The sequence below is a fragment of the Streptomyces sp. NPDC021020 genome, assembly GCF_044333285.1.
Classification (GTDB): domain Bacteria; phylum Actinomycetota; class Actinomycetes; order Streptomycetales; family Streptomycetaceae; genus Actinacidiphila.
Genome location: NZ_JBIRQQ010000005.1, coordinates 414172 through 440549, shown reverse-complemented (window position 1 = coordinate 440549; position 26378 = coordinate 414172). Strand labels below are relative to the sequence as shown.

General features: G+C 73.5%; 27 protein-coding genes. 14 read left to right on the top strand and 13 right to left on the bottom strand.

Annotation, left to right across the window (positions count from 1 at the left end; translation table 11 throughout):
* Positions 1–91 precede the first annotated feature (91 nt).
* From ACH4SL_RS17195 to ACH4SL_RS17185, 3 genes are all read left to right on the top strand, one after another.
* The gene (locus tag ACH4SL_RS17195; protein WP_398446118.1) at positions 92–397 is read left to right on the top strand and encodes an SCO4848 family membrane protein; all 306 of its coding nucleotides are present in this window, start codon (positions 92–94) and stop codon (positions 395–397) included.
* 216 nt (positions 398–613) lie between these two features.
* Entirely contained in the window at positions 614–1741 is a 1128-nt protein-coding gene (locus ACH4SL_RS17190; RefSeq protein ID WP_398446116.1) for a hypothetical protein, read from the top strand.
* A complete protein-coding gene (locus ACH4SL_RS17185) occupies positions 1738–2832 on the top strand; it encodes a hypothetical protein (protein WP_398446114.1) in 1095 nt (364 codons plus the stop codon). The genes ACH4SL_RS17190 and ACH4SL_RS17185 overlap by 4 nt, the downstream gene beginning before the upstream one ends.
* Positions 2833–2835: 3 nt before the next feature.
* Here the strand turns inward: ACH4SL_RS17185 and ACH4SL_RS17180 are convergent, their stop codons facing one another.
* The gene (locus ACH4SL_RS17180) at positions 2836–3432 is read right to left on the bottom strand and encodes a GNAT family N-acetyltransferase (protein WP_398446112.1); all 597 of its coding nucleotides are present in this window, start codon (positions 3430–3432) and stop codon (positions 2836–2838) included.
* 98 nt (positions 3433–3530) lie between these two features.
* On the opposite strand from ACH4SL_RS17180, the gene ACH4SL_RS17175 reads away from it, so the two are divergent.
* The 4 genes from ACH4SL_RS17175 (at position 3531) to ACH4SL_RS17160 (ending at position 6435) form a co-directional block, all read left to right on the top strand.
* Entirely contained in the window at positions 3531–4049 is a 519-nt protein-coding gene (locus tag ACH4SL_RS17175) for a GNAT family N-acetyltransferase (RefSeq protein ID WP_398446109.1), read from the top strand.
* Between the two features lie 397 nt (positions 4050–4446).
* Positions 4447–4842, top strand: a complete 396-nt coding sequence (locus ACH4SL_RS17170) for a GNAT family N-acetyltransferase (RefSeq protein WP_398446656.1) — start codon at positions 4447–4449, stop codon at positions 4840–4842.
* On the top strand, positions 4843–5664 hold the full coding sequence (locus tag ACH4SL_RS17165; RefSeq protein ID WP_398446107.1) for a class I SAM-dependent methyltransferase: 822 nt from the start codon (positions 4843–4845) through the stop codon (positions 5662–5664).
* Positions 5665–5976: 312 nt separating this feature from the next.
* Positions 5977–6435: a lamin tail domain-containing protein gene (locus ACH4SL_RS17160; RefSeq protein ID WP_398446105.1), complete on the top strand. Its 459-nt coding sequence runs from the start codon at positions 5977–5979 to the stop codon at positions 6433–6435.
* Positions 6436–6493: 58 nt separating this feature from the next.
* On the opposite strand, the gene ACH4SL_RS17155 is transcribed toward ACH4SL_RS17160, so the two are convergent.
* From ACH4SL_RS17155 to trpS, 5 genes are all read right to left on the bottom strand, one after another.
* Positions 6494–7504, bottom strand: coding sequence for a LacI family DNA-binding transcriptional regulator (locus ACH4SL_RS17155; protein ID WP_398446103.1), 1011 nt, complete (start codon positions 7502–7504; stop codon positions 6494–6496).
* Positions 7505–7542: 38 nt separating this feature from the next.
* Positions 7543–9087: an alpha-N-arabinofuranosidase gene (locus ACH4SL_RS17150; RefSeq protein WP_398446101.1), complete on the bottom strand. Its 1545-nt coding sequence runs from the start codon at positions 9085–9087 to the stop codon at positions 7543–7545.
* A 107-nt stretch (positions 9088–9194) separates the two neighbouring features.
* Entirely contained in the window at positions 9195–9632 is a 438-nt protein-coding gene (locus tag ACH4SL_RS17145) for a hypothetical protein (protein WP_398446099.1), read from the bottom strand.
* Between the two features lie 43 nt (positions 9633–9675).
* Positions 9676–10257, bottom strand: coding sequence for a 2'-5' RNA ligase family protein (locus ACH4SL_RS17140; protein ID WP_398446097.1), 582 nt, complete (start codon positions 10255–10257; stop codon positions 9676–9678).
* Between the two features lie 111 nt (positions 10258–10368).
* Complete coding sequence (gene trpS, locus ACH4SL_RS17135; RefSeq protein ID WP_398446095.1) at positions 10369–11388, bottom strand: tryptophan--tRNA ligase; 1020 nt, start codon at positions 11386–11388, stop codon at positions 10369–10371.
* A gap of 228 nt (positions 11389–11616) precedes the next feature.
* Between trpS and rocD the strand changes: the two genes are divergently transcribed.
* The 5 genes from rocD to ACH4SL_RS17110 all read left to right on the top strand — a co-directional run bounded on the left by rocD (position 11617) and on the right by ACH4SL_RS17110 (position 17142).
* Positions 11617–12864 carry an ornithine--oxo-acid transaminase gene (gene rocD / locus ACH4SL_RS17130; protein WP_398446093.1) on the top strand — a complete coding sequence of 416 codons (1248 nt, stop codon included), beginning with the start codon at positions 11617–11619 and terminating at the stop codon, positions 12862–12864.
* A gap of 128 nt (positions 12865–12992) precedes the next feature.
* Complete coding sequence (efeU, locus tag ACH4SL_RS17125) at positions 12993–13841, top strand: iron uptake transporter permease EfeU (RefSeq protein WP_398446091.1); 849 nt, start codon at positions 12993–12995, stop codon at positions 13839–13841.
* 64 nt (positions 13842–13905) lie between these two features.
* The gene (efeO, locus tag ACH4SL_RS17120) at positions 13906–15054 is read left to right on the top strand and encodes an iron uptake system protein EfeO (protein ID WP_398446088.1); all 1149 of its coding nucleotides are present in this window, start codon (positions 13906–13908) and stop codon (positions 15052–15054) included.
* Positions 15054–16316 carry an iron uptake transporter deferrochelatase/peroxidase subunit gene (gene efeB / locus ACH4SL_RS17115; protein WP_398446086.1) on the top strand — a complete coding sequence of 421 codons (1263 nt, stop codon included), beginning with the start codon at positions 15054–15056 and terminating at the stop codon, positions 16314–16316. The genes efeO and efeB overlap by 1 nt, the downstream gene beginning before the upstream one ends.
* 22 nt (positions 16317–16338) lie before the next feature.
* The gene (locus tag ACH4SL_RS17110; RefSeq protein ID WP_398446654.1) at positions 16339–17142 is read left to right on the top strand and encodes a hypothetical protein; all 804 of its coding nucleotides are present in this window, start codon (positions 16339–16341) and stop codon (positions 17140–17142) included.
* 5 nt (positions 17143–17147) lie between these two features.
* Here the strand turns inward: ACH4SL_RS17110 and ACH4SL_RS17105 are convergent, their stop codons facing one another.
* A complete protein-coding gene (locus tag ACH4SL_RS17105) occupies positions 17148–17630 on the bottom strand; it encodes a carboxymuconolactone decarboxylase family protein (protein WP_398446083.1) in 483 nt (160 codons plus the stop codon).
* Positions 17631–17679: 49 nt separating this feature from the next.
* On the opposite strand from ACH4SL_RS17105, the gene ACH4SL_RS17100 reads away from it, so the two are divergent.
* On the top strand, positions 17680–19143 hold the full coding sequence (locus tag ACH4SL_RS17100) for a PLP-dependent aminotransferase family protein (protein ID WP_398446081.1): 1464 nt from the start codon (positions 17680–17682) through the stop codon (positions 19141–19143).
* A 214-nt stretch (positions 19144–19357) separates the two neighbouring features.
* Here ACH4SL_RS17100 and ACH4SL_RS17095 read toward each other — a convergent pair whose 3' ends face one another.
* From ACH4SL_RS17095 to ACH4SL_RS17080, 4 genes are all read right to left on the bottom strand, one after another.
* Positions 19358–20347, bottom strand: coding sequence for a malate dehydrogenase (locus ACH4SL_RS17095; RefSeq protein ID WP_398185095.1), 990 nt, complete (start codon positions 20345–20347; stop codon positions 19358–19360).
* A gap of 209 nt (positions 20348–20556) precedes the next feature.
* Positions 20557–21336, bottom strand: coding sequence for a helix-turn-helix domain-containing protein (locus ACH4SL_RS17090; RefSeq protein ID WP_398446079.1), 780 nt, complete (start codon positions 21334–21336; stop codon positions 20557–20559).
* Between the two features lie 459 nt (positions 21337–21795).
* Positions 21796–22194 (bottom strand): DUF3017 domain-containing protein, encoded by a 399-nt coding sequence (locus ACH4SL_RS17085; RefSeq protein ID WP_398446077.1) that lies wholly within the window; start codon positions 22192–22194, stop codon positions 21796–21798.
* On the bottom strand, positions 22184–23050 hold the full coding sequence (locus tag ACH4SL_RS17080) for a bifunctional methylenetetrahydrofolate dehydrogenase/methenyltetrahydrofolate cyclohydrolase (RefSeq protein ID WP_398446075.1): 867 nt from the start codon (positions 23048–23050) through the stop codon (positions 22184–22186). The genes ACH4SL_RS17085 and ACH4SL_RS17080 overlap by 11 nt, the downstream gene beginning before the upstream one ends.
* A gap of 145 nt (positions 23051–23195) precedes the next feature.
* Here ACH4SL_RS17080 and ACH4SL_RS17075 point away from each other — a divergent pair, with 145 nt between their 5' ends.
* Positions 23196–23855, top strand: coding sequence for an RDD family protein (locus ACH4SL_RS17075; RefSeq protein ID WP_398446073.1), 660 nt, complete (start codon positions 23196–23198; stop codon positions 23853–23855).
* A gap of 116 nt (positions 23856–23971) precedes the next feature.
* Here ACH4SL_RS17075 and purH read toward each other — a convergent pair whose 3' ends face one another.
* Both purH and purN read right to left on the bottom strand, forming a co-directional pair.
* The gene (purH, locus tag ACH4SL_RS17070; RefSeq protein ID WP_398446070.1) at positions 23972–25555 is read right to left on the bottom strand and encodes a bifunctional phosphoribosylaminoimidazolecarboxamide formyltransferase/IMP cyclohydrolase; all 1584 of its coding nucleotides are present in this window, start codon (positions 25553–25555) and stop codon (positions 23972–23974) included.
* Positions 25552–26151, bottom strand: coding sequence for a phosphoribosylglycinamide formyltransferase (purN, locus tag ACH4SL_RS17065; protein ID WP_398446651.1), 600 nt, complete (start codon positions 26149–26151; stop codon positions 25552–25554). The genes purH and purN overlap by 4 nt, the downstream gene beginning before the upstream one ends.
* Positions 26152–26378: the final 227 nt, after the last annotated feature.

Genomic DNA, 26378 nt, shown 5'->3' with positions numbered 1-26378 from the left:
AGGGCGAAGATGTCCGCGCGCCCCTCAGGTCCCGGACCGCCCCCCTCCCCCGCCGCAAGCCGCGTGGGGCGGGCGGCACATACTGGGACGTATGAAGCTCAGTCGCCCGGTCTCCTGGTTCCTCGCCGCCTTCGGGGTCTGGTCCTGGATCGTCTGGACCACCTTTGTCAAGAATTTGTGGAAGGACACCAGCGGCCTGGCCTTCCACCACGGCGACCACGGGTCGCCCACCGCCTACTTCTGGATCCACCTCACCCTCGCGGTGGTCTCCACGGTCCTCGGCACCGCGATCGGCGTCCTCGGCATCCGCGGCCTGCGCGCCCTGCGCCGCGAGCCGTCGCCGGAGGCGCACACCGGCCACGAGCCCGCACCGGAATTCGAGCTGCGGCAGCCGTAACCGCAATCCACCGGACAGGCACCCGGCCGGGAATCCCGGACGCACGGATTCCGCATGCACGGATTCCGTGCGGATACGGGGACCGGCGTATGCCGCAGCCGGTGGAAGAACAAGAAGACGTCAAATATCCCCCCGCGGACCGGCGGACACAGCCGTCCGTGGTGCAGGCTGACCCACGGACGCCGAACCGCGCCGCGAACCGTCCGGGGGGACGTCATGGGGGATTTCTCGGGCATCACCGGTGCCGCAGGCGGACTCACAGCACTCAAGCGCACGGGCCGGGCGCGACGCGGGGCGGTCGCGGCCGCCCTCGCGGTCGGTCTCGCCGCGGCGGCGGGATGCGGCGGGTCGTCCGCGCCCGGGCCGGGGCAGGCCGTGCTGCTCGGGACGTACGACAGCAGCACCACGGTCGGCCAGGTCCTGGACTCCCTCCACCCGCTCGGTGCGACGAGCGACAGCGCCGGGACCACCTACCTGCTCAACAGCCCGCTGATGGTGGGGCTGAGCGCCGCGGGCAAGGGAAGCACCTTCGTCGCGACCGGTTCCTACTTCGACGCGTTCGGGCCGCAGGGCCTCGTGGCGATGCCGGACGGCTCGGTGCTGTTCGGCCACGGCGCCGAGGTGGTCCGCCTCGATCTGAGAACCGGGGACACCTCGGTCCTGGTCGGCGACGCCGCCCGGACACGCGACTACACCGCGCCCGCGCCGGCCACCGCCACGCCCGCCGACATCCGGTTCACCAAGGACGTCACCCCGATCGGTGTGTCCGCAACCGGCACCGTCATGATCGTCGACGGCCGGGCCCTGTGGTCGCTGGCCGCCGGCCACCTCACCCGCGTCTACCAGCAGCCCGCACCTGCCAAGGGCGAGGACGACACCCTCATCGGGGCGGGCGGCTCCGTGACCGCCGACGGCACGGCCTACGTACAGGGCACGCGGGAAAACTACGCAACCCTGGCCGACGTCCTCGTCATCCCCCCGCACGGCAAGCCGACCGCCCTGCCCCTGCCTCCCTCGATCCCCGGCGTCAGCGGCCGCCCCGCCGACCTCGTCCCCGCCTGGCTCACCTCCGACGGCGCGAACGGCCTCTACATCCACGCCGCACAGGCCTCCCCCGGCCACGGCGACTACGTCCTCCACCTCCACGACGGCACCACCACACTGGTCATGTCCGCCAAGCCCTCCACGAGCGACGCCGAGCCCGGTACGTGCAACGTCCACGACCCGGTCGACGCCACTCGCTTCCCCTGCCCGCTGCCGAGAGCCCTGACCTACCACGCCGGCCAACTCGTCCTCGCCGGCGAGAAACCGTACGCGGTACGGCTCCTGGTGAGCCACCGGTGAGGGCGTCCGGCACACCGCTGACGCGGGGCGCCGCGGCGTTGGCCGCCTGCTGCGTACTGCTCGCCGTGACCGCGTGCGGCGGGCACTCCGGGCCGCCGGCGGCGCCGGAGGCCGGGCAGGCGCGGGTGGTCGCGCGTACGCCTGCGGACGGGGGCATCGGGCCGGAGGACTCCGGCGCGACGCGTGGTGTGGCCGTCGGCGCGGACGGGACGGTGTACGTGGACACCGGTGAGCGGCTGGTCCGGCTCGGCGAGGACGGGGTGTACACCGATGTCTCCGGGCGGCAGTCGGGCCGGCCGGCGCGTCAGGACCGCGGGATGAGCGGGCTCGTGCTCCGCGGTGACGGCAGCATGCTCGCCGGTGAGGACGGCCAGGTGGTGGCGATCGACCCGGACGACGGCCAGGTCACCGAACTGGCGGGCACGGCGGGCACGTTCCGCTCCCTCACCGATCCGGTGCCGCGGAGCGCCGCCGCGGCGGGCTTCCGCTTCACCCGCGAGGTGACACCGCTGGCGGTGGAGAAGGACGGCACGGTCGTCATCGCGGACGGCACCGCCGTATGGGCGCTGAGCGGCGGGCGGTTGACGCAGCGCTACCGGCAGGCCGCGGTGAAGCCCGCGGCCGACTACATGTCACCCTTCGTCGGGCAGATGTCGGCCGCCGGCCCCGACGGCACCGCCTTCCTGGTCCCCGGCAACGACACGGCCTCGCTCGCCGACATCGTCGTCGTGCCCGGCGACGGGCGGGCGCCGCACAAGCTCGCCGTCCCGGCCCGGCCGGCGGGCACGGACGTGCCGACCGCCGACCTCGCGGCCACCTACCTCGCGAGCGACGGGGCCGGCGGCGTCTACGCGAACACCTTCCGGCGCAAGGGCCGCGGCCTCTACGTCGTCCACGTCCACGACGGCCGGATCGACGTCGCCGCGTCCAGCACGGCCACGGCCACCTCCGACACCTGCGACGTCCACAAGCTCGTGGCCGCGCGCGGCTTCCCCTGCTACTTCCCGGAGGGCATCGCCTACCGCGCGGGCCACGTCTACCTGGCCGGGCAGCGCTCCTACGTCCTCGACATCGGGGTGGCCGCGGGCTGAGCCTCAGCCCGCGTGCGCGGCCAGGCGGGCCTGGAGGACCGCCTTTGCCGCAGGCCACTCGTCGGCCAGGACCGAGAAGTAGACGGTGTCGCGCCACGTGCCGTCCGGGCGGCGGCGGTGGCGGCGCAGGACGCCCTCGCGCTGGGCGCCGAGGCGGGCGATGGCCGCCTGGGAGCGGAGGTTGAGGTGGTCGGTCTTGAGCTGGACGCGGCCCATGCCCAGCTCCTCGAAGGCGTGCGTCAGCAGCAGGAGCTTGGCCTCGGTGTTGACGGAGCTGCGCCAGTACGCGCGGCCGTACCACGTCCAGCCGATCTCCAGGCGCTCGTTGGGGACGTCGACGTCCATGTACGTCGTCCAGCCGATCGCCCGGCCCGAGGGCAGGTGGACGACGGCGAAGGGCACGTACGGGCCCTCCAGGACGATCCGCAGGCGCTGCGCCAGCTCGTCCTGGGTGCGCGGGGCGGGGCCGCCCTGCCAGCGCCACACCTCCTCGTCCCCGCCGCCCGCGGCGAAGAGGTCGGGCAGGTGTGCGGGCGTGAGCGGTTCGAGCCGGACGGTGCGGCCGGTGAGGGTCACGGGGACGGGGTGCGTGGCGGTCATGACGAGGGACATTAGGCACACCCCGACGCGCCGGGCAAAACGGTTCGCCGTACACGGAGCGTGTAGTGTCGCTGCTCATCCGCCGGTAGGAGGCCTTCTTGCTGTCCCTGGACCTGGTGCCGCTCCCCACCGCACGGCTCGCCTTCCGGCAGATGACCGAGGCCGACCTCGACCCGATGGCCGCGCTGCTCGGCGACCCGGACGTCATGCGGCACTACCCGCAGCCCAAGTCGCGGGAGGAGGCCGCCGACTGGATCGCGTGGAATCGCCGCCTCTACCGCGAGGAGGGTCACGGCCTGTGGATCGTCACCCTCCGCGACACCGGCGCCTTCGTCGGCGACTGCGGGCTCACCCCGCAGCTCATCGAAGGCGTCACCGAGATCGAGGTCGGCTACCACGTCCGCGCCGCCCTCCAGGGGCAGGGATACGCCACGGAAGCGGCGGCCGCCTGCCGGGATTTCGCCCGTGACGTGCTCGACGCGAAGCGGCTGATCGCGATCATCCGCCCCGAGAACGCGCCGTCGCGGCGCGTCGCGGAGAAGATCGGCCTGCCCTTCGAGCGGACGGCGATCTCCCGCCAGGAGTTGCCGGTGCACATCCACGCGGCTGATCTCTAGCGGGGGGGCGCTCCGAGCTGCCTCTGACGGCAGGCGCCGCGATCTTCCGCCGGTGGGTGGTTGCGCGCGCAGTTCCCCGCGCCCCTGGGTGATTGCCACTTGGCGTGGCATGCCGCCTTTCCGCCCGGTGGGGGCTGGTCGCGCAGTTCCCCGCGCCCCTGGTGGGTGCCCTCACCCCGCGGGGTGAGCGTTTTTCAGGGGCGCGGGGAACTGCGCGACCAGCCACAGCGGAAGGGAACGGTCCCGCGGCGGCGGAAAGCGGCACCCCGGCGGGTTAACCGGTGGAGCCCGAGGCACTCGGAAGAGTACGGTCGCGCGCGTGAAGGATTCGGGGGAAGGCAGCGTCATCGTGCGCGCGGCGGGAGCCGCGGACGCCGACGTCATCGCGCGGGTGCACATGGACTCGCGGGCCGCCGCGATGCCGTATCTGCCGCCGCAGAAGCGGACGCACGACGAAGTGACCTGGTGGGTACGGGAGATCGTGCTCAAGGAGTGCCGCGTGTGGGTCGCGGAGCGCGGCAGCGGCGGCGAGGTCGTGGGGTACGCGGCTCTTGAGGGCGATCTGCTCGACGCGCTGTACCTGCGGCCCGAGGCGCGCCGGCAGGGGATCGGGACGCTGCTGCTGGAGGAGGTCAGGCGGCACAGCCCCGGCGGGCTGTCGCTGCACGTCTTCCAGCAGAACACCGACGCGCGGGCCTTCTACGCGCGGCACGGCTTCACCGTGCTCGACACGAACGACGGGGAGCGCAACATGGAGAAGCTGCCCGACATGACGCTGCGCTGGACGCCGTAAGTGGTCCGCGACGACCGGCCCGCCGAGGCGCGACGGGTCGAGCTGGCGCGGACGTTCGACGGTGACGACGAGGACGCGGCGCGCTACGACCGGGCCCGGCCCGGCTATCCGGAGCGGATGTACGGGGATCTCGCGCGGCTCGCCGGCGCGGTGCCCGGGAGCCGGGTGCTGGAGGTGGGGTGCGGGACGGGGCAGGCGACCGTGCCGCTGGCCGCGCGCGGGTGCCGGGTCACGGCGGTGGAGGCGGGGGCGCGGATGGCCGCGGTCGCGCGCGGCAAGCTGGGGGCGGACGCCGAGGTCGTGACGGCGGCGTTCGAGGGGTGGGAGCTGCCCGCGGAGCCGTACGACACGGTGCTCGCCGCGACGGCCTTCCACTGGATCGACCCGGCGGTGCGGGTGGCCAGGGCCGCGGACGCGCTGCGGCCGGGCGGGGCGCTCGCCGTCGTCCGTACGCAGCATGTGCGGGGCGGCACCGAGGACTTCTTCGCCGAGGCCCAAGGGTGCTACGAGCGCTTCGACCCGGCCACCGAGCCGGGCCTGCGGCTGCCCGCGGCGGCCGACGTCGACGGGTCGGACCACGCCGTGGAGGTCGCCCGCAGCCGCCGCTTCGGCCCGACGCTCTTCCGCCGCTACGAGCGCGACCTGACGTACACCACGGCGGAGTACCTGGACCTGCTCCTGACGTACTCCGGCCACCGCGCCCTCCCCGAGCCCGCCCGCAGCGGCCTGCTGGGCTGCCTCGGTGACCTCATCGACGGGCGGTACGGGGGCAGGGTGACGAAGCGTTACCTCACCGAGCTGGCCGTCTCCCACCGCCGCTGACCTGTTACCTGTTCCGGCCCTCACCCGCCCGCCGTCCGGGCGGGCGTTCGGGGTGGCCCGCGGGGTGGCGGACCGGCCGCCGCCCGGCGCCGCACGCCGAGCGTCCGCGGGTTTATGCGGATCGTACGAACGACACACCGAACCGGTCGTTTCATGCGCCACGCAGCCGACGATTACGGAATTGTCCGGAATCGGTAACACCGTGCCGCCCTTCGCCGCACCGCCGGGGCGGCGGGGCGACCGTGTGATCCCCGGCGCGGCCATCCCGCACCGGACCACGAAGAACAGCACCAACACGGAAGGGGACCGCACGTGTCCCGTATCGCATCCCGCCTGGCCGCGACCGTCCTCGCGGCGGGCGCGCTCGTCACCGTCGCCGCGCTCCCGGCGTCCGCCGCGCCCGCCCAGCACGGGCGGCACCAGCAGATGGGCGCGCAGGTCGTCCTCGGCAGCGTCCACCACACGCGCGACACGCGCTCGGCCCGCGGGCTGAACGACGAGTGGATCACGGTCACCAACGAGGGCCGCCGCACCGTCAGCCTCGACCACTGGACGCTCACCGACGCCGACCACCACGTCTACCGCTTCGGTCACGTCACCCTGCGCGCGCACCAGTCGCTGCGCGTCCACAGCGGCCGCGGGCACAACACCTACCGCGACCTCTACCAGGGCGGCACCCGTTCGGTGTGGGGCAGCAACGACCGCGCGACCCTGCGCGACGCCCGCGGGCACGTCGTCGACACCGAGTCCTGGGGCCACAGCCACCGCTGACCGGCCCTGACGTGAAAGGTGCCCCGCCGGTGATCCCGGCGGGGCACCTTCACGCCTGCTACGGGCCGCCCGTCGACTCCCGCACGACCAGCGAGAACGGCCCCACGACCTCCTCCGGCGGCGCCGCGGGCCCGGCCGCCTCCAGCCGCCGCACCAGCAGCTCCACCGTGCGGCGGGCCATCGCGTTGTGGTCCGGGTCCACCGTCGACAGGGACGGGACGAGGAAGGCCGCCTCGTCGATGTCGTCGAAGCCGATGACCTTGACGTCGCCCGGCACCCGCACCCCGCGGTCGGCGAGCCCGCGCAGCACGCCCATCGCGACGGTGTCCGTCACGCAGAAGACCCCGTCCACACCGGCCCCCGCGTCCGCCAGCTCCCGCGCGCAGGCCGCGCCCGCCGCCATCGTCAGCTCGGGCGCGGTACGGACGAGGGCCGGGTCGGCGGGCAGGCCCGCGTCCGCGAGGGCCTGCCGGTAGCCGGCCAGCCGCAGCGCGGACACGCCGGGCCCCGGGCCGACCGGCCCGCACACGATCGCGATCCGGCGGCAGCCCCGCGCGGCCAGATGCGCGGTCGCGGCGTGCGCGGCCTCCGCGTTGGGCATGGCGACGTGGTCGACGGGCCCGCCGAAGATGCGCTCGCCCAGCAGCACCACCGGGTGGTCGACCTTCAGCCACTCCGTGTCGGCCGCGCCCATGCCGACCGCGCTGAGGATGAGCCCGTCGTAGAGCCGGGTGCGGGACAGCTCCAGGGCCGCGACCTCGTTCTCCCGCACCGCGCCGGTCTGCTCGATGCCGACCCGCAGCCCGTGCCGCGCGGCGGCGGTGATGACGGCGGCGGCCAGCCGCCCGTAGTAGGGGCGGTTGATCTCCGGGACGGCCAGGCCGATGGTGCCGGTGCGGCCCCTGCGCAGGTTGCGGGCGGCGACGTTGACCCGGTAGCCGAGCGCGGCCATCGCGTCGCGGACCTTCGCGGCGGTCGCGGGGCGGACGTTGGGGTGGCCGTTGATGACGTTGGAGACCGTCATCGGCGAGACTCCGGCCGCCTTCGCGACGTCCTGGATCGTCGTCATGCCGTCATACCCGTCATCCCGTCATGTCCTCCATCCCGTCAGGCCTCCAGCGGCGCGCTGAGCGTGGCGAAGGAGTGCGGGGGCAGCGTGAGGGTGATCCCGCGGTCCGTCACCGCGACCTCGTCGAAGGCGCGCGGCGCGACCGCGTCCGGCTCGGCGGGGGTGTTGTGGGCCTGCACCCGGGCCGCGGTCAGCAGCCGGGCGGTCGGTGTGCCGACGCGGCCGCCGCGCAGGTCGAGGGTGATCCCGGCGCTCTGCTCGGCGTCGAGGTTGCTGAGCGAGACCAGCAGGGCGCCGTCCTTGACGCTCGCGGACGCCGACAGCGTGTCCAGCTCGGTGTCCCCCACCGTGCGGCGCGCGGTGCCCGCGGTGGTGCGCAGGTGGACGGCGAGCGAGGCGGCGTCGTGGTGTCCCTTGTTCATCTCGAAGACATGGTAGGTCGGGGTGCGCACGAGCGCGTCGCCGTCCGTCAGCAGCATCGCCTGGAGGACGTTGACGGTCTGCGCGATGTTCGCCATGACCAGCCGGGCGGCGTGCCGGTGGAAGATGTCGAAGTGGGTGGAGGCGACGAGGGCATCGCGCATCGTGTTCTGCTGGAAGAGGAAGCCGGGGTTGGTGCCGGGCTCGACGTCCCACCATGTGCCCCACTCGTCGAGGACGAGGCCGACCGCGCGGCCCGGGTCGTAGACGTCCATGACGGCGCTGTGGCCGCTGAGGATGCGGTCGATGCGGCGGGCCGAGGCCATCGTGCGGTAGTAGTCGGCGGTGTCGAAGCCGGTCGCGCTGCCCTTCGCCTCCCACGGCCCGGCCAGGGTGTAGTGGTGGACGGACAGGCCCTGGAAGAAGGTGCGCGGGGTGGCCTCGCAGCCGAAGCAGCTGATCTGCCGCATGAGCGTCTCCGTCCACCGGTAGTCGTCGCCGTTGGCACCGGACGCGACGCGGTAGAGGGTGTTGCCGCCGTGGTCGCGGCAGTAGGTGGCGTACTGCCGGGCGAGGTCGGCGGAGTATTCGGCGCGCATGTTGCCGCCGCAGCCCCATGTCTCGTTGCCGATGCCCCAGAAGGGGACCTTCCACGGCTCGTCGCGCCCGTTGGCCTTGCGCATCCGCACCATGGGGCTGTCGCCGTCGCGCGTCAGGTACTCGACCCACTCGCTCATCTCCTGCACGGTGCCGCTGCCGACGTTGCCGTTGATGTACGGCTCGGCGCCCAGCAGCTCGCACAGGGCCATGAACTCGTGCGTGCCGAAGTGGTTGTTCTCCTCGACGTTGCCCCAGTGGGTGTTGACCATGCGGGGGCGGTCCGCGCGCGGCCCGACGCCGTCCTTCCAGTGGTATTCGTCGGCGAAGCAGCCGCCGGGCCAGCGCAGGTTGGGGATGTCCAGCGCGCGCAGCGCCTCGACGACGTCGAGCCGTATCCCGCCCTCGTTCGGGACGGCCGCATCCTCGCCGACCCAGAAGCCGCCGTAGATGCAGCGGCCCAGGTGCTCGGCGAAATGCCCGTACAGGTGGCGGCTGATACGGGGGCCTTCGAGATCGAGGTTGATCACGGCGGTGGCGGCGGTGGCCGCTGAGGTGGCGGGCACGGTGGACTCCCGGATTTGTATCGCTACATTGGATCGATACAAAAGTGGCATCCGCCCGCGGGCGTGTCAAGGCACCGCGCCGGTGGGGCGGGGCTACGGTGAGCGGGTCAGTCCTCGAAGTCCCGTGCCAGCTCCTCCCACGCCAGCTCCCGCAGCGCCGGGAGCCCGGCGGTGTCCGACGGCACCTCCGCGACCTGCTGGAACCACACGACGACCAGCAGCGACGTCCACCAGCCGTCGTTGTGGGCCGGGTCGATCTCGGTGGAGTCGAAGCTGCCCAGGCACACGACGGGCGGCAGGTACTCGACCGGCCGGCCCCGGAAGCCGGTGCGGCCGGTCTCGGTGCGCTCGGGCGGTATGAGGTGCACCGGGCGGTCCGGGTACGTCTCGCGGGCGTGGCGCAGCCGGTAGTCGACGATGTGGTCGTTGACGTGCGCGGTCGGCACGCCTTCGAGCAGCCCGCCGTACGTGGCGGACATCCGCAGGTCGCTCAGGTAGATGCCGCGCCGGGAGGTGAGGGTGATGCGGCTGAGGGAGGAGGACACGCGCGGCAACCTACCCCCGGCCGCCCGGCCCCGGCACCCCCGGCTAGAAAGGGCCCGCCGCCGTACGCACCGCGCCCTGGTGGGGGACGGCGGGGGACGGGGGCTCAGCGCCGAAAGGGAATTCCCGCATCTTGCGCCATACGCCGTCACCGCCCTGCTCGTAGAGGGCGAAGCCGGTCGCGGTCCAGGCGGCGGCGAAGTCGGCCAGCTCGCGCTGGGCGCGGTCCAGCGCGGGCTCGGGGATCGCGTGGGCGACGGTGACGTGCGGGTGGTAGGGGAATTGCAGCTCCCGCTCGACGGGGCCGGAGCGCAGCCGCTCCTGGAGATCCGCGCAGTCCGCGGCGCCCTCGGCGAGCCGGACGTAGACCACCGGGGACAGCGGGCGGAAGGTGTCCGTGCCGTGCAGCCGCATCGCGAAGGGGCGGCCCTCGGCGGCGACCCGCGCGAGGTGGCGGCGGAAGGGCGGCAGCTCGGCGGGGCGGACCTCGGTGGGCGGCAGCAGCGTCACATGGGTGGGGATGGCGTACGCCGCCGGGTCGCCGAATCCGGCGCGCCGCTGCTGGAGCAGCCGCCCGTACGGCTCCGGGACCGCGAGGGACACGCCGATCGTCGTGGTGGTCTCCATGCGTTCACCCCTTTTCCCCCAGGTCGGTGCCCTGCCCGCGAGCGCGCGGGTGCGTGCCCTTCCCCCGAAATCCCCCGTTCGCCCGGCCCGCCCTCCGGCCCTCCGCCGCGGTCAGTGCTTGGCGGGCACGAAACCGATCCGGTCGTACGCCGCGGCCAGCGTCTCCGCCGCCACGGCCCGGGCCTTCTCGGCGCCCTTGGCGAGGACCGAGTCCAGTGTCTCCGGGTCTCCCAGATACTCCTTCGTGCGCTCGTGGAAGGGCGTGACCCACTCCACGAAGATCTCCGCGAGGTCGGTCTTGAGCGCACCGTAGCCCTTGCCCTCGTACTGTCGTTCCAGTTCCGGAATTCCGGTACCGGTGAGGGCGGAGTGAATGGTGAGCAGATTGCTGACGCCCGGCTTTTCCTTTTCGTCGTACCGGATGACCGTGTCGGTGTCCGTGACGGCGCTGCGGAACTTCTTCGCCGAGACCTTCGGGTCGTCGAGCAGGTTGACCAGGCCCTTGGCGGTGGCCGCGGACTTGCTCATCTTGGCGCTCGGGTCCTGGAGGTCGTAGATCTTCGCCGTCTCCCGGACGATGTGCGGCGCCGGGATGGTGAAGGTCTGCCCGAAGCGGCCGTTGAAGCGCTCGGCCAGGTCCCGCGTCAGCTCGATGTGCTGGCGCTGGTCCTCGCCCACCGGCACCGCGTCCGCCTGGTAGAGCAGGATGTCGGCGACCTGGAGGATCGGGTACGTGAACAGGCCCACGGTGGCGCGGTCGGCGCCGTGCCGCGCGGACTTGTCCTTGAACTGCGTCATCCGGGATGCCTCACCGAAGCCCGTGATGCAGTTCATGACCCAGCCGAGCTGCGCGTGCTCGGGCACATGGCTCTGGACGAAGAGCGTGCAGCGGTCCGGGTCGAGCCCCGCCGCCAGCAGTTGCGCGGCGGCCAGCCGGGTGTTCGCGCGCAGCTCCGCGGGATCCTGCGGCACCGTGATCGCGTGCAGGTCCACGACCATGTAAAAGGCGTCGTGGGATTCCTGGAGCGCCACGTACTGCCGGATCGCACCGAGGTAATTGCCCAGGTGGAAGGAACCGGCGGTGGGCTGGATGCCCGAGAGGGCGCGGGGACGAGAGGCCATGTCCACCATTCTCTCAGGTCGGGCCGCGGAGCCGTACCCCCGATCGCGGCGGGCGGATCTGCGGTGGAATCGCGCGGGCGCGGGAAGGTTTCGTGCGGGCCCCGGTGAGCGACGATAGAAACACCAGAGGAATGCGCTGGGGGCACCACCCCGCCCCCCTCCAGGCCCGCGCCGCGGCCCGACCCCGGGCCCTACGCCCGCCGCCTGGCTCCCGACGCACGACGAACGGAGTACGCAGTGACGCAGCCGAGCAGCAGCACACCGGGTCCGGAGCCACGGACGGCCACCGAGCGGCAGATCGCCGAGGCCGAGACGTACGGCGCGCACAACTACCACCCGCTGCCCGTGGTGATCGCCGGGGCGCAGGGCGCGTGGGTCACCGACGTCGAGGGCCGCCGTTACGTGGACATGCTCGCCGGTTACTCGGCACTGAACTTCGGGCACGCCCATCCGCGGCTCATTGCCGCCGCGAAGGCGCAGCTGGAGCGGGTGACGCTGACCTCGCGGGCCTTCCACCACGACCGCTTCGGGCAGTTCTGCGCCGAGCTGGCCGAGCTGTGCGGCATGGAGATGGTGCTGCCCATGAACACGGGCGCGGAGGCGGTGGAGACCGCCGTCAAGACCGCCCGCAAGTGGGGCTACCGCGTCAAGGGCGTGCCGGACGGACAGGCGAAGATCGTCGTGGCGGACGGCAATTTCCACGGCCGGACGACCACGATCATCAGCTTCTCCACCGACCCCGAGGCCCGCGCGGACTTCGGCCCGTACACCCCCGGCTTCGAGGTCGTGCCCTACGGCGACCTGGCGGCGCTGGAGGCGGCCGTCGACGACGCGACGGTGGCGGTGCTGCTGGAGCCGATCCAGGGCGAGGCGGGCGTGCTCGTGCCGCCGCCGGGCTACCTCGCCGGGGTGCGGCGGATCACCGCCGAGCGCGGGGTGCTCTTCGTCGCCGACGAGATCCAGTCGGGCCTGGGCCGCACCGGGCGGACGTTCGCGTGCGAGCACGAGGGCGTCGTGCCGGACGTGTACGTGCTGGGCAAGGCGCTCGGCGGCGGCGTGGTGCCGGTCTCGGCGGTGGTGTCCTCCCGCGAGATCCTCGGCGTCTTCCGGCCCGGCGAGCACGGCTCGACCTTCGGCGGCAACCCGCTGGCCTGCGCGGTCGGCCTGGAGGTCGTCGCGATGCTGCGCAGCGGCGAATACCAGGAGCGGGCCGCGGAGCTGGGCGACCATCTGCACACCGAGCTGGCCGGGCTGCTGGGCGCGGGCCTGCTGACGCAGGTGCGCGGCCGCGGGCTGTGGGCGGGCCTGGACATCCCGCCGGAGCGCGGTACGGGCCGGGCCGTCTCGGAGGATCTGCTGACGCGCGGGGTCCTCGTCAAGGACACCCACACCGAGACGATCCGGCTGGCGCCGCCGCTGGTCATCTCGAAGGACGACCTGGACTGGTCGCTGGACCGGCTGCGGGAGTCGCTGGCCGTGCGTTAGCACTTTCGAGGACGCGACACGGGCACGGCCGGATATTTTGCCCGATCGTTAGCCACCGCGGGGAGCGGAGTCCAAAACTTAGGCTAGCCTAACCAACGCATGAAGGCTGCCCCGGAAGGACTACGCAGGTGATCCCCACTCTCGTCATCGGCTTGCGAGAAGGCATCGAGGCGTCCCTGATCGTGGGCATCATCGCCGCCTTCCTGGGCCGCAACGGACGCCGCGACGCGCTGCGCCAGGTCTGGATCGGCGTGGCCATCGCGGTCACCCTGTGCCTGGCCATCGGGATCGGCCTCGTCACGCTCTCCCGCGAGCTGCCGCAGCAGCAGCAGGAGGCGATGGAGACGGTCATCGGCGCGCTCGCCGTCGTCATGGTCACCGGCATGATCCTGTGGATGAACAAGCACGCCCGCGGCATGAAGCGCGAGCTGGAGGGCCAGGCGGCGAGCGCGCTGGCCCAGGGCTCGGCGCGGGCGCTGGTGCTGATGGCCTTCCTCGCGGTGCTGCGCGAGGGGTTCGAGACGGCGGTCTTCCTGGTCTCGGTCATCCAGAACAGCACGAGCGTCGCCACGGGCACCACCGGCGCCCTGGTCGGCGTCGCCATCGCGGTCGTCATCGGCTACGGCATCTACCGCGGCGGCGTGAAGTTCAACATGGGCCGCTTCTTCAAGATCACCGGCCTGGTGCTGGTGCTCGTCGCGGCCGGGCTCGTGATGACGGTGGCCCACACCGCGCACGAGGCGGGCTGGATCGACGCGGGCCAGTCCCAGGCGCTCGACCTGAGCTGGCTGGTCCGGCCCGGCACGGTGCTGTCCTCGCTGCTGACGGGTGTGCTCGGGATCCAGCCCGAGCCGACCGCCGCCGAGGTCACCGTGTGGCTGGTCTACGCGCTGCCCATGCTCGCGTTCGTCGCCTGGCCGCGCGGCGGCGGGCGCCCGGCGCCCAAGCCCGCCCCGGCCACCGCCTCGGGCAGCTGACCTGCCCGTCCCCCACTTCGCTGAATCCCCTTCTTCGCTGAACACGTCCTAGGAGCGCCCGCCCATGTCCATGTCCACCACCACCCCCCGCGTGCTGCGGGCCACCGGCCTGCTGGCCATCGCCGGGCTGGTCGCCACCGGATGTGCGAAGAGCAAGGACGACAGCGCGCCCAAGGGCTCCCCGAAGGTCACCGTCAACCTGACCGACGACGGCTGCAAGCCCTCCCCCGCCTCCGTGCCCGCGGGCCCGGTGACCTTCCAGGTCAAGAACGTCAGCGCGAACAAGGTCACCGAGGCCGAACTGCTCAGCGGCGACACCATCATGGGCGAGAAGGAGAACCTCACCCCGGGCCTGTCCGGCAGCTTCTCGCTCACCCTCAAAGGCGGCAAGTACGAGATGTACTGCCCCAACGCGAAGACCGAGAAGAGCGCCTTCACGGTGACCGGCACGGCCGCCGCGCCCTCCCAGGACCCGGCCGTCAAGGCCCTGCTGACCCAGGCCACCACCGGCTACCAGGCGTACGTCATCGCCGAGGTCGACAAGCTGCTGCCCGCCACGAAGACCTTCACCGACGCGGTGCGCGCCGGGGACGTCGAGAAGGCCAAGGCGTCCTTCGCGCAGGCGCGCTACTACTACGAGGAGGTCGAGCCGGTCGCGGAGAGCTTCGGCGACCTCGACCCGGACCTCGACGCGCGCGAGGACGACGTCACCGACGCCACGAAGTGGACGGGCTTCCACCGGCTGGAGAAGGCCCTGTGGCAGGACAAGTCGCTGACCGGCATGAAGCCGATCGCCGACAAGCTGGACGCGGACGTCGCCAAGCTCAAGACGCTCGTGGCGACCACCACCTACCAGCCCGCCCAGCTCGCCAACGGCGCCACCGGGCTGCTCGACGAGGTCGCGGCCAGCAAGGTCACCGGCGAGGAGGACCGCTACAGCCACACCGACCTGTCGGACTTCGAGGCCAACGTCATCGGCGCGCAGAAGGCGTTCGACCTGCTCAAGCCCGCGCTGGACAAGATCGACGCGAGCCTGTCGAGCAACGTCAGCACGCAGTTCACCGCCGTGCTCGACGCCCTCAAGCCGTACAAGCAGGGCGCCGCCTACGTCGACTACTCCACGGTCGGCGACGACAAGCGCCGCGAGCTGACGCAGAAGGTCGACGCGCTGGCCGAGCCGCTGTCCCAGGTCGCCGGAAAGGTCAACGGCTGATGGGTTCGCCGGGCACCACCCGCCGGGGCCTGCTCGCCACCCTCGGTGGCGCGGCCCTGGCGGGCTCCGCCGGGGCGGCGCTCGCCGGATGCAGCGACGACGACAAGTCCGCGTCCAAGGCCGATTCCGCCACCGTGCCCTTCTACGGCACCCACCAGGCGGGCATCGCCACGCCCGCCCAGGACCGGCTGGCCTTCGCGACCTACGACCTGACGGTCAGCGGCTCCGTGGAAGAGAACCGCGCGGCCCTGCGCACCCTGCTCCAGCAGTGGACGGCCGCGGCCGCCGCGATGGCGCAGGGCAAGACGGTGCCCGGCGACAACGACAACCCGGCCGCGCCGCCCGCCGACACCGGCGAGGCGTACGGCCTCTCCCCCGCCAACCTGACGATCACCCTGGGCCTGGGCCCGTCCCTCTTCGACGAGCGCTTCGGCCTGGCCGGGCGCCGCCCCGCCGCCCTCGCCGACCTGCCCAAGCTGCCGCCGGAGAACCTGGACCCCGAGCGCTCGGGCGGCGACCTCGCCATCCAGGCCTGCGCCGACGACCCGATCGTGGCCTTCCACGTCATCCGCAACCTGGCCCGTATCGGCCGCGGCACGGTCGTCATGCGCTGGTCGCAGCTCGGCTTCGGCAACGCCACCGGCAACGGCGGCGGCAAGGAGACCCCGCGCAACCTCATGGGCTTCAAGGACGGCACCCGCAACATCGCCGGTAACGACAAGAGCCTCATGGACGGGAACGTGTGGGTCGGCGCCGAGACCGACCAGCCGTGGATGCGCGGCGGCAGCTACCTCGTCGCGCGCCGCATCCGGATGCGCATCGAGGCGTGGGACCGCGACTTCCTGTCCGACCAGGAGGACGTCTTCGGCCGGGCGAAATACACCGGCGCGCCGCTGACCGGCAAGAAGGAGACCGACCAGCCGGACTTCGCCGCGAAGAAGGCGGGCGGCGGCGAGCCCGTCATCCCCGCGGGCGCGCACATCCGGCTCGCCGCGCACGAGAACAACGCGGGGCTGCGCATCCTGCGCCGCGGCTACTCCTTCACCGACGGCATCGTGCCCGCCACCGGCGAACTGGACGCCGGGCTGTTCTTCATCGCCTACCAGAAGGACCCGCGCAAGCAGTTCGTGCCGCTCCAGACCAAGCTGGGCGCGCACGACGCGCTCAACGAGTACATCCAGCACGTCGGTTCCGGCCTCTTCGCCTGCCCGCCCGCTCCGGCCGCCGCGGGCAAGCACTGGGCGGAGGAGCTGCTCGCGTAGGGTCACGCGGGTGATCCTCGGGATGGTGGCGGCGCTGTGCGCGGCCGTGTGCTTCGGTGTGGCCTCGGTGCTCCAGGCGAAGGGCGCGCGGGCCGCCGAGCCCGGCAGCGGCTCGGGCGTCGACACCCGGCTGCTCGCCCGCGCCCTGGCCCAGCGCGTCTACCTCGCCGGGCTCGCCCTGGACGCGGTCGGCTTCGGCATGGAGCTGGTCGCGCTCCGCAGGCTGCCCATCTACGCCGTGGGGGCCGCGCTCGCCGCGAGCCTGGCCGTCACCGCGGTCGCCGCGGGGCGGCTGCTCGGCATGCGGCTGCGCCGCGCCGAGTGGACCGCGGTGGGCGCCGTCTGCGGGGGCCTCGCCCTGCTGGGGCTGGCCTCCGGCGACGAGGGGGCCGCGCACGGCAGTACGGCGCTGCGCTGGGGCACGCTGGTCGCCGCCGGGGGCGTCCTGCTGATCGGCGCGGCCGCCGGGCGGCTGCCCGGGAGGGCCCGCGCGGCCGTCCTGGGGCTGGGGGCGGGGCTCGGCTTCGGCGTCGTCGAGGTGGCCGTCCGGCTGGTCGACGGCGTGACCGGCCCGGCGCTCTACGCCCTGCTCCTCGGCGGCGGCGCCGCCTTCCTGCTGCTGACCTCGGCCCTCGGCCAGGGCTCCGTGACGACCGCGACCGCCGCGATGGTCATCGGCGAGACCGTCGCCCCCGCGCTGGTCGGCGTCCTGGCCCTCGACGACCGCACCCGTCCCGGCTGGGCGCCCGTCGCCGTCACCGGCTTCGCCCTCGCCGTCCTCGCCGCCCTGGCCCTGACCCGCTTCGGGGAGCCGACGGCGGCCTGAGGCCGCTACCTGCGGGTCGCGGGCGAGAGGCGGCAGGTCACGCCGATGCGGTTCCAGGCGTTCATCGTCACGCACATCGCGACGAGCCTGGGCATCTCGTCCTCGTCGAAGAGCTTCGCCGCCTCGTCGTAGACGTCGTCCGCGACACCGTGCGGGCCCAGCTCCGTCACGGCCTCGGCCAGCGCCAGGGCGGCCCGCTCGCGGGCGGTGAAGAAGGGGGTCTCGCGCCACACCGTGACACCGAGGAGCTTCTGCTGCGTCATCCCCTCGGCGAGCGCCGCGTGGCTGTGCTTGTCGACGCAGAAGGCGCAGCCGTTGAGCTGCGAGACGCGGACCCGGACCAGCTCGCGCACCACCGGGTCCAGACCGTGGGCGGCGGCCTTGTCGAGGGCGAACATGGCTTCGTAGAAATCCGGGGCGCGGTCCATGAGGTTGATGCGGCGGACGGGGGCGGGGACGGTCGGGGCGGCTGCTTCGTTGGTGGTCATGACCTCACCGTAGCCGCCAAGTGGCACCGCCCCATGGTCCACTAGAGGCATGACCACATGGGCCAATCCGTCCGGCTCCGGGACACCGACGCGCGGCGGCGGCGACTACGACCTCCTGCTCGACCTCGCGGGCCAGCGCACCCGGGCGGGCCTGGAGGAGGCGCTGCGCGCGGCCGTACGCGACGGGCGGCTCGCCCCCGGCACCCGGCTGCCGTCCAGCCGGGTCCTGGCCCGCGACCTCGGCCTCGCCCGCAACACCGTCGCCGACGCGTACGGGCAGCTCGTCGCGGAGGGCTGGCTCACCGCCCGGCAGGGCTCGGGCACCACGGTCGCCCCGCGCCCCGCCGTCCCCGCGCACCGTACGGCACAGCACACCCCCGAGGCGCCCCGCTGCGGCCCCGCGGAGCTGGCACCGCACCACTCGGGGCTGCCGTACGTCCTGTGGCCCGGCTCGCCCGACCTCGGGTCCTTCCCCCGCACCGGCTGGCTGCGCGCCGCCCGCCGCGCGCTGACCGCCGCGCCCAACGAGGCCTTCGGCTACGCCGACCCGCGCGGCCGCCCCGAGCTGCGCGCCGCCCTCGCCGACTACCTCGCGCGCGTGCGCGGGGTGCGCACGGACCCCGAGCACCTGGTGGTCTGCACCGGCTACACGCAGGGCGTGGGCCTGCTCGCCCGCGCCCTGCACGCGCGGGGCGCACGCCGGGCGGCGTACGAGAGCGTCGGGCTGCCCGACGTGCCGACCGTGCTGCGCGCCGCGGGCCTCGACGCGCGCCCGCTGCCCGTCGACGCCGACGGGGCCCGCGTGGCGGAGCTGGGCGGCGACGTCGCCGCGGTGCTGCTCACGCCCGCGCACCAGTTCCCGCTCGGCGTCAGCCTGTCGCCCGCGCGGCGCACCGCGGTCGTCGCCTGGGCCCGCTCCACCGGCGGCATCGTCCTGGAGGACGACTACGACGGCGAATTCCGCTACGACCGGCAGCCCGTCGCCGCGCTCCAGGCGCTCGCGCCCGACCACGTCGTCTACGCCGGCACCGCCAGCAAGAGCCTCGCCCCTGCGCTGCGGCTCGCCTGGCTCGCGGTGCCGCCGCATCTGCTCGACGCGGTCGTGCGCGAGAAGCGGATCGCCGACCACCAGTCGGCCGTGCTCGACCAGCTGACGCTGGCGGAATTCCTGCGCTCCGGGGCGTACGACCGGCACGTGCGCCGGATGCGGTCGCGCTACCGCGCGCGGCGGGACCGGGTGGTGGAGGTGCTGCGCGGCTGCGCGCCGGGCGTTGCGGTGTCCGGCATCGCCGCCGGGCTCCACGCGGTGGTGGAGCTGCCCGCCGACGCGGGGCCGGCCGACGCGGTGGTGGGCCGGGCCCACCGGCTGGGGCTGTCCGTGCCCGGGCTCACGGCCTTCGGAGCTTCCCCCACCCGCCCGCCCGCCCTCGTCGTGGGCTACGGCACCCCGCCGGACCACGCGTTCACGCATGCGCTGAGCTTGCTGTGCACGGCGCTCCGGGATGCGTCCTGAGCTGAGTCGCGCGACCGTCCGCCGGCGGGTGGTTGCGCGCGCAGTTCCCCGCGCCCCTAGAAACGCTCACCCTGCGCGGTGAGAGCTCGCTTCTGCGGCGCAGGGCAACAAACCAGGGGCGCGGGGAACTGCGCGCTCAGCCCCCACCGGCGGGAAGATCGCGACGCCCCGGGCAAGGGGCAGCCCGGGGCGTCGCGGCGAGGAAAGGTCGAGCTCAGATGAGGCCGAGTTCGCGCACGGCGGCGCGCTCTTCCTCCAGCTCCTTGACGGACGCGTCAATCCGCGGGCGCGAGAACTCGTTGATCTCCAGGCCTTGGACGATCTCGAACGTGCCGTTCTTCGTCGTGACGGGGAAGGACGAGATGAGGCCGGCGGGCACGCCGTAGGAGCCGTCGGAGACGATGCCCATCGACGTCCAGTCACCCTCGGCCGTGCCGTTCACCCACGTGTGGACGTGGTCCAGCGCCGCGGACGCGGCCGACGCCGCGGAGGAGGCGCCGCGCGCCTCGATGATCGCGGCGCCGCGCTTGGCGACCGTCGGGATGAACGTGTCGGCGAGCCACTGCTCGTCGTTCACGACCTCCGCCGCGTTCTTGCCGGCGACCTCCGCGTGGAAGATGTCCGGGTACTGCGTCGCGGAGTGGTTGCCCCAGATCGTGACGCGCTTGATGTCGGCCACGGCCGCGCCGGTCTTCTTCGCGAGCTGCGCGATCGCCCGGTTGTGGTCCAGCCGCGTCATCGCGGTGAAGCGCTCGGCCGGGACGTCGGGAGCGGCGGACTGCGCGATCAGCGCGTTCGTGTTCGCCGGGTTGCCGACGACCAGGACCTTGATGTCGTCGGCGGCGTGGTCGTTGATGGCCTTGCCCTGCGGCTTGAAGATGCCGCCGTTGGCCGAGAGCAGGTCGCCGCGCTCCATGCCCTTGGTGCGCGGGCGGGCGCCCACGAGGAGCGCGACGTTGGCGCCGTCGAAGGCGACGTTCGGGTCGTCGGTGATGTCGATGCCGCGCAGCAGCGGGAAGGCCGCGTCGTCCAGCTCCATGGCCGTGCCCTCGGCGGCCTTGAGCCCCTGCGGGATCTCCAGCAGCCGGAGCTTCACCGGTACGTCCGCGCCGAGCAGGTGGCCCGAGGCGATGCGGAAGAGGAGGGCGTAGCCGATCTGGCCGGCCGCTCCGGTGACGGTGACGTTGACGGGAGTGCGAGTCATTGCCTTCTCCTGGCCTGTGCGCGGTGGCCGCGCGTGCTGCGGGGTCGGGGGTGCGGCCTGTGCGCGGCCGCTCGGCTATGGCTGGGCGGCGGCCCAGATCGCGGATCTCCCCGTCGTCGGGAGAACCACCCGCCAGGCTATCGCGGGGCCGCGGCCGCACCGACCCGGCCCCGCCCCGGCGTGCGTGTCCCGCACCGGCGTGACCTGCCTCACCCTATGCAGATGCCGAGGACGACGAGGCCCAGGCACAGGCCGGTGGACGTCGGGCTCGGGGCCGGGGCGGTGGTCGGCGGCCCGTCCGAGGGGCTCGGCGTGGGGGGCGGCGAGGACGCGGGGGGCGACGGCGCCGGGTCCGCCGTCGTGGGCGGGGCAGCGGGCGTCGGGGCCAGGGTCTGCGGTGTGCTGCCGGGCACGGGCGGCGCGGTCGTGCCGGCGGGCGGGCGCGCCGAGGCCTGCGCGTGGGTGTGCGGCGGGGAGGTGGCGGGGGGACGGGACGCGGGCGCCGTCGTGGCCGTCGCCGTCGGGGCGGCGCCGTGACCGGGGGCGCTGCTGCTGCCCGTACTCGCGAGGAGGACGACCGCGAGGAGCGCGGCCACCGCGCACACGCCGGCCGCCCCCAGCAGGACGGCCCGCCGGCGCCCGGGCGGCAGGCCCTCCTCGGCGCTCAGCGGATCCAGCGGGTCCGGATCGGGTACGGGCCGGCCGCGGCCGCGCTCGCCCGTGCCGTCCGCCGCCTTGTCCGCGAGCCGCCACAGGGCGCCGGCCCGCGCGTAGTCCGCGCCGCTCGCCTGCGCCAGCACCTCCACGGCGGCGAGCGGCGGCACGCGGCGCGCCGCGAGGTAGGAGGCCCACGCCTCCGCGGACTCCGCGGTACGCGCGGCGAGCGCGGGCACGGTGAGCCCGCTGCGGTCCTTCATGCGCCGCAGCTGCGTCGCGAGCCGCCGCATGTCCACGGGGATGTGGTCCGTGAGCGGCTCCCATTGCCCCATGCCGCACCCTTCGTGTCCCGGCGGATACCGAGGGCAACGATAGAACACCCGTGCCGCACGCATGTTCTTTCCGCTCAACCCCCACACGGGGCCCGCCTTTGTGCTAACGCACACCCTCGCGACGCCCCGGGTCGCCTCTTGCGGCGGGCGCCGCGACCATCCGCGGTGGTGGGTTACGCGCGCAGTTCTCCCCCAGAGCTTCGCCTGGGAGGTACCCCCACGCGCCCCTGCGGTGATTGCCACTTGGCGTGGCATGGCGCCTTTCCGCCCGGTGGGGGCTGAGCGCGCAGTTCCCCGCGCCCCTGGTTTGTCGCCCTGCGCGGCATGCGCGAGCCCCTGCGGGGGCCGGCCTTGCGAGCGAGGGCGAGCGTTTTTCAGGGGCGCGGGGAACTGCGCGCGCAACCACCCACCGGCAGAAGGTCGCGGCGCCCGCCGCAAGAGGCAGCCCGGAGCGCCAGGTCAGCGCACCGAGAAGTGGATGATGTCCTCCAGGAACGGGATCCGGAGGATCGGGTCCGGCTGGGCCATGAGAGCCAGAAGCACGATCGCCAGCCCCAGGATCGCGTAGGTGATCACGTCAGTGAACCTGCTGCGGACGGCGAGCATGCCGACGGACGTGAGGGTCCACCGGAGCACGCCCCCGAGCAGCAGCGCGACCCCCACCGTGATCGCGCCCGCGCGAAACGCGCCGGACGCGGTGGTGACGAGGCCCGCGACCGTACCGGCGACGACGAGCAGGATGGGCCACTGCCGCGCGGGCGCGGGCGCGTTGCCCGGGGCGGCGCGGCCGCCGCCCTCGGGGCGCGCGGTGGAGGTCGTGACGGCGGGGCGGCCTCCGGGGCCGAACTCAGCCGACATCGCCCGCCGCCTGCCGCTCGGCCGCCTCCACGACGTTCTGGAGCAGCAGCGCCCGGGTCATGGGGCCGACACCGCCCGGGTTCGGGGAGAGCCAGCCGGCGGTCTCGGCGACGGCGGGGTGCACGTCGCCGACGATCTTGCCGGCCTCGTCGCGGCTGACGCCGACGTCGAGCACGGCCGCGCCCGGCTTGACGTCCTCGGGCTTGACGATGTGCGGCACACCGGCCGCGGCGACGACGATGTCGGCCTGCCGCAGCTGCGCGGACAGGTCGCGCGTGCCGGTGTGGCACAGCGTCACCGTCGCGTTCTCGGACTTGCGGGTGAGTAGCAGCCCGATGGAGCGCCCGACGGTGATGCCGCGGCCGACCACGACGACGTGCGCGCCGTTGATCGCGACGCCGTGCCGGCGCAGCAGTTCGACGATGCCGTTGGGCGTGCAGGGCAGCGGCGCGGGCACGCCGAGGACGAGCCGGCCGAGGTTGGTGGGGTGCAGCCCGTCCGCGTCCTTGGCGGGGTCCATGAGTTCCAGGACGCGGTTGGTGTCGATGCCCTTGGGCAGCGGGAGCTGCACGATGTAGCCGGTGCAGGCGGGGTCCTCGTTGAGCTCGCGGACGACCGCCTCGATGTCCTCCTGGGTGGCGGTGCCGGGCAGCTCGCGCTGGAGGGAGCCGATGCCCACCTGGGCGCAGTCGCGGTGCTTGCCGGCGACGTACCACTTGCTGCCGGGGTCGTCGCCGACCAGCAGAGTGCCGAGCCCGGGGGCGACACCGCGGGCCTTGAGCGCCTGGACACGCTCGGTCAGTTCGGACTTGATCGCGGCTGCGGTGGCCTTGCCATCGAGAATCTGGGCGCTCATGGCCCCCATTGTCGTCGATGGGGGGTGCCGGTCAGCAAATCCGTGCGGTTCCCTACGCGGACAGCCCTTGCGCGGTGATGTCACCCGGTCGGACTATGTGGCGGTTCGCTGTACGCCGTCCCCGTCCCCGTGAAGGAAACCGCACGTGAGCCAGCCTCCCGGCCCCCCGTACCCGTACGGCGGCCAGCCCCAGCAGCAGCCGTACGGCCAGCAGCCGCCCGGTGTTCCGCCGCAGGTCCCGTACGGGCAGCAGCCGGCCGGCTACGGCTACCAGCAGCCGTACGGCTATCCGCAGCCGGGCGGTCTGCCGCCGGGGATGCCGCCGCTCGCGAGCTGGGGCGCCCGGCTCGGGGCGCTGCTGCTGGACTTCCTGATCGTCTACCTGGTGCCGGTCGGCATCTACCTGGCCGGCATGATCCCCGACCTGAAAAGGCGGCAGGACGCGCTGGACGCGTGTCTCGACAACGGCCTCAAGGAGCGTTACTGCGACCTGCCCGGCGCCACGGACAACGAGGTGACGCTGATGGTCGTCGGCGGCATCCTGGCGCTCGGCGCGCTGATCTTCATCAGCTACCGGGAGGGCCTGACCGGCCAGAGCCCGGGCAAGAAGATCGTCGGCATCCGGGTGCTGCGCGAGTACGACGGCTCGGCGCTCGGCTTCGGCCGCGGCTTCGGCCGGCAGATGGCGCACATCCTGGACCGTATCCCGTGCTTCCTGGGCTACCTGTGGCCGCTGTGGGACTCCAAGAACCAGACGTGGGCCGACAAGATGACCCACAGCGTGGTGGTCAGAGACCAGTTCTGATACGCCGTTTCCGATACGCCGGATCTGCTGCACCGGTACCGAATCGGCACGTACGACGGCCGCGGCCGCACCCCCCGTTCCGCTGGGGGTGCGGCCGCGGCCGCTTCACCGTCCGGTCAGTGGAAGAAGTGCCGGGTGCCCGTCAGGTACATGGTCACGCCGGCCTTCTGCGCGGCCTCGACCACCGCGTCGTCGCGGACCGAGCCGCCGGGCTGCGCCACGGCCTTGACGCCCGCCTCGGCGAGCACCTCGAAGCCGTCGGGGAAGGGGAAGAAGGCGTCGGACGCGGCGTACGAGCCGGTGGCGCGCTCGGCGCCGGCGCGGGCGACCGCGAGCTTGGCCGAGTCGACCCGGTTGACCTGGCCCATGCCGACGCCGACCGTGGCGCCGTCCTTGCCCAGCAGGATCGCGTTGGACTTCACCGCGCGCGAGGCGCGCCACGCGAAGGCCAGGTCGGCCAGCTCGGCGGGCGCCAGCGGCTCGCCGCTGACCAGCCGCCAGGTGGCGGGGTCGTCGCCCTCGGCCTGGAAGCGGTCCTTGGCCTGGATGAGGACGCCGCCCTCGATCGGGCGCCGCTCGGTGACCGCGGCCGGGGCGCCCTCGACCTTGAGCACCCGGATGTTCTTCTTGCGCGCGAGCACCTCCACGGCGCCGTCCTCGTACCCCGGGGCGACGATGACCTCGGTGAAGATCTCCGCGACCTGCTCGGCCATCGCGACCGACACCGGGCGGTTGACGGCGATGACGCCGCCGTACGCGGACAGCGGGTCGCACGCGTGCGCCTTGCGGTGCGCCTCGGCGACGTCCGCGCCGACCGCGATGCCGCACGGGTTGGCGTGCTTGATGATCGCCACGCACGGCTCGTCGTGGTCGTGGGCGGCGCGCCGGGCGGCCTCGGTGTCCACGTAGTTGTTGTAGGACATCTCCTTGCCGTGCAGCTGCTCCGCGCCGGCCAGGCCGCTCGCGGGGGCGTCGGCGCTGACGTACAGGGCGGCGGCCTGGTGCGGGTTCTCGCCGTAGCGCAGGGTCTGGCGGCGGGTGAAGACCTCGCCCGCGAAGGCGGGGAAGTCGCTCTCCCCGTCGGCCGCGTAGCCGTCGGCGAACCACGAGGCCACGGCCACGTCGTAGGCGGCGGTGTGCCGGAAGGCCTCGGCGGCGAGCCCCTTGCGGGCGGCCAGGTCGAAGCCGCCGGTCTGCGCGGCGGCGAGCACGTCGGCGTACCGCGTGGGGCTGGTGACGACGGCGACGGAGGGGTGGTTCTTGGCGGCGGCGCGCACCATCGAGGGGCCGCCGATGTCGATCTGCTCGACGCACTCGTCGTCGGACGCGCCGGAGGCGACGGTCTCACGGAAGGGGTAGAGGTTGACGACGACCAGCTCGAACGGCTTGACGTCCAGCTCCTCCAGCTGCCGCCGGTGGTCCTCCAGGCGCAGGTCGGCGAGGATCCCGGCGTGCACCCGCGGATGCAGCGTCTTGACCCGGCCGTCCAGGCACTCGGGGAAGCCGGTCAGCTCCTCGACGGGCGTGACGGGCACCCCGGCGGCGGCGATCCGGCCGGCGGTCGAGCCGGTCGAGACCAGCTCCACACCCGCCTCGTGCAGCCCGCGGGCCAGCTCCTCCAGGCCGGTCTTGTCGTAGACGCTGATCAGTGCGCGGCGCAGCGGGCGCTTGTCCTGGCCTTCGGTGGTGTCGGCGCTCATGCCGGAATCCGTACCTTTCGTCCTTCGATGCGGTAGCCGTCGCGCGACAGCCGCCCTACGACGTCGACGAGCAGCCGCCGCTCGACGTCCTTGATGCGCTCGTGGAGCGCGTCCTCCGTGTCGTCCTCGCGGACCTCGACCACGCCCTGGGCGATGACCGGGCCGGTGTCGACGCCGTCGTCGACGAAGTGGACGGTGCACCCGGTGACCTTGGCGCCGTACGCGAGCGCGTCGCGTACGCCGTGGGCCCCGGGGAAGCTCGGCAGCAGTGCCGGGTGGGTGTTGACGATGCGGCCCCCGAAGGCGGCGAGGAAGTCCTTGCCGACGATCTTCATGAAGCCGGCGGAGACGACCAGGTCCGGTGCGTACGCCGCGGTCGCCGCGGTGAGGGCGGCGTCCCAGGCGGCGCGGTCGGGGTGGTCCTCGACCCGTACGACGAAGGTGGGGATCCCGGCGCGCTCGGCGCGCTCCAGGCCGGCGATCGCGTGACGGTCGGCGCCGACGGCGACGATCCGGGCGCCATGGCCGGGGTCGGCCGCGATGGCGTCGAGCAGCGCCTGCAGGTTGGTGCCGGAGCCGGAGACGAGCACGACCACACGGGCGGTGGCTCCGGCGGAGTCGGCGGCGGGCGGGACGACGAACGGGTCGCCGGACGCGGCGGGGGTACGGGCGGCCACTGGCGGGAGGCTCTCTCTCGCGGCCGCCGGGCAGGCACCCGGCAGCCTTAGGATGATCGTACGAGCGGGGGATTGGCCGGATTCCGGGGAACCCTACGAGACCCCCGACCGTCAGCAACGATACCGGCACTCCGGACGGCCCCCGC

Bases quoted from the DNA above. Each gene is read 5' to 3' on its own strand.
- efeB (WP_398446086.1), top strand. From the start codon at position 15,054: ATGGGTTCGCCGGGCACCACCCGCCGGGGCCTGCTCGCCACCCTCGGT.
- ACH4SL_RS17100 (WP_398446081.1), top strand. From the start codon at position 17,680: ATGACCACATGGGCCAATCCGTCCGGCTCCGGGACACCGACGCGCGGC.
- ACH4SL_RS17110 (WP_398446654.1), top strand. From the start codon at position 16,339: ATGGTGGCGGCGCTGTGCGCGGCCGTGTGCTTCGGTGTGGCCTCGGTG.
- ACH4SL_RS17080 (WP_398446075.1), bottom strand. From the start codon at position 23,050: ATGAGCGCCCAGATTCTCGATGGCAAGGCCACCGCAGCCGCGATCAAG.
- ACH4SL_RS17155 (WP_398446103.1), bottom strand. From the start codon at position 7,504: ATGACGACGATCCAGGACGTCGCGAAGGCGGCCGGAGTCTCGCCGATG.
- ACH4SL_RS17180 (WP_398446112.1), bottom strand. From the start codon at position 3,432: ATGACCGCCACGCACCCCGTCCCCGTGACCCTCACCGGCCGCACCGTC.
- ACH4SL_RS17170 (WP_398446656.1), top strand. From the start codon at position 4,447: ATGGACTCGCGGGCCGCCGCGATGCCGTATCTGCCGCCGCAGAAGCGG.
- ACH4SL_RS17090 (WP_398446079.1), bottom strand. From the start codon at position 21,336: ATGGGGCAATGGGAGCCGCTCACGGACCACATCCCCGTGGACATGCGG.
- efeO (WP_398446088.1), top strand. From the start codon at position 13,906: ATGTCCATGTCCACCACCACCCCCCGCGTGCTGCGGGCCACCGGCCTG.
- ACH4SL_RS17085 (WP_398446077.1), bottom strand. From the start codon at position 22,194: ATGTCGGCTGAGTTCGGCCCCGGAGGCCGCCCCGCCGTCACGACCTCC.
- ACH4SL_RS17190 (WP_398446116.1), top strand. From the start codon at position 614: ATGGGGGATTTCTCGGGCATCACCGGTGCCGCAGGCGGACTCACAGCA.
- trpS (WP_398446095.1), bottom strand. From the start codon at position 11,388: ATGGTGGACATGGCCTCTCGTCCCCGCGCCCTCTCGGGCATCCAGCCC.
- ACH4SL_RS17095 (WP_398185095.1), bottom strand. From the start codon at position 20,347: ATGACTCGCACTCCCGTCAACGTCACCGTCACCGGAGCGGCCGGCCAG.
- ACH4SL_RS17195 (WP_398446118.1), top strand. From the start codon at position 92: ATGAAGCTCAGTCGCCCGGTCTCCTGGTTCCTCGCCGCCTTCGGGGTC.
- ACH4SL_RS17105 (WP_398446083.1), bottom strand. From the start codon at position 17,630: ATGACCACCAACGAAGCAGCCGCCCCGACCGTCCCCGCCCCCGTCCGC.
- purH (WP_398446070.1), bottom strand. From the start codon at position 25,555: ATGAGCGCCGACACCACCGAAGGCCAGGACAAGCGCCCGCTGCGCCGC.
- ACH4SL_RS17140 (WP_398446097.1), bottom strand. From the start codon at position 10,257: ATGGAGACCACCACGACGATCGGCGTGTCCCTCGCGGTCCCGGAGCCG.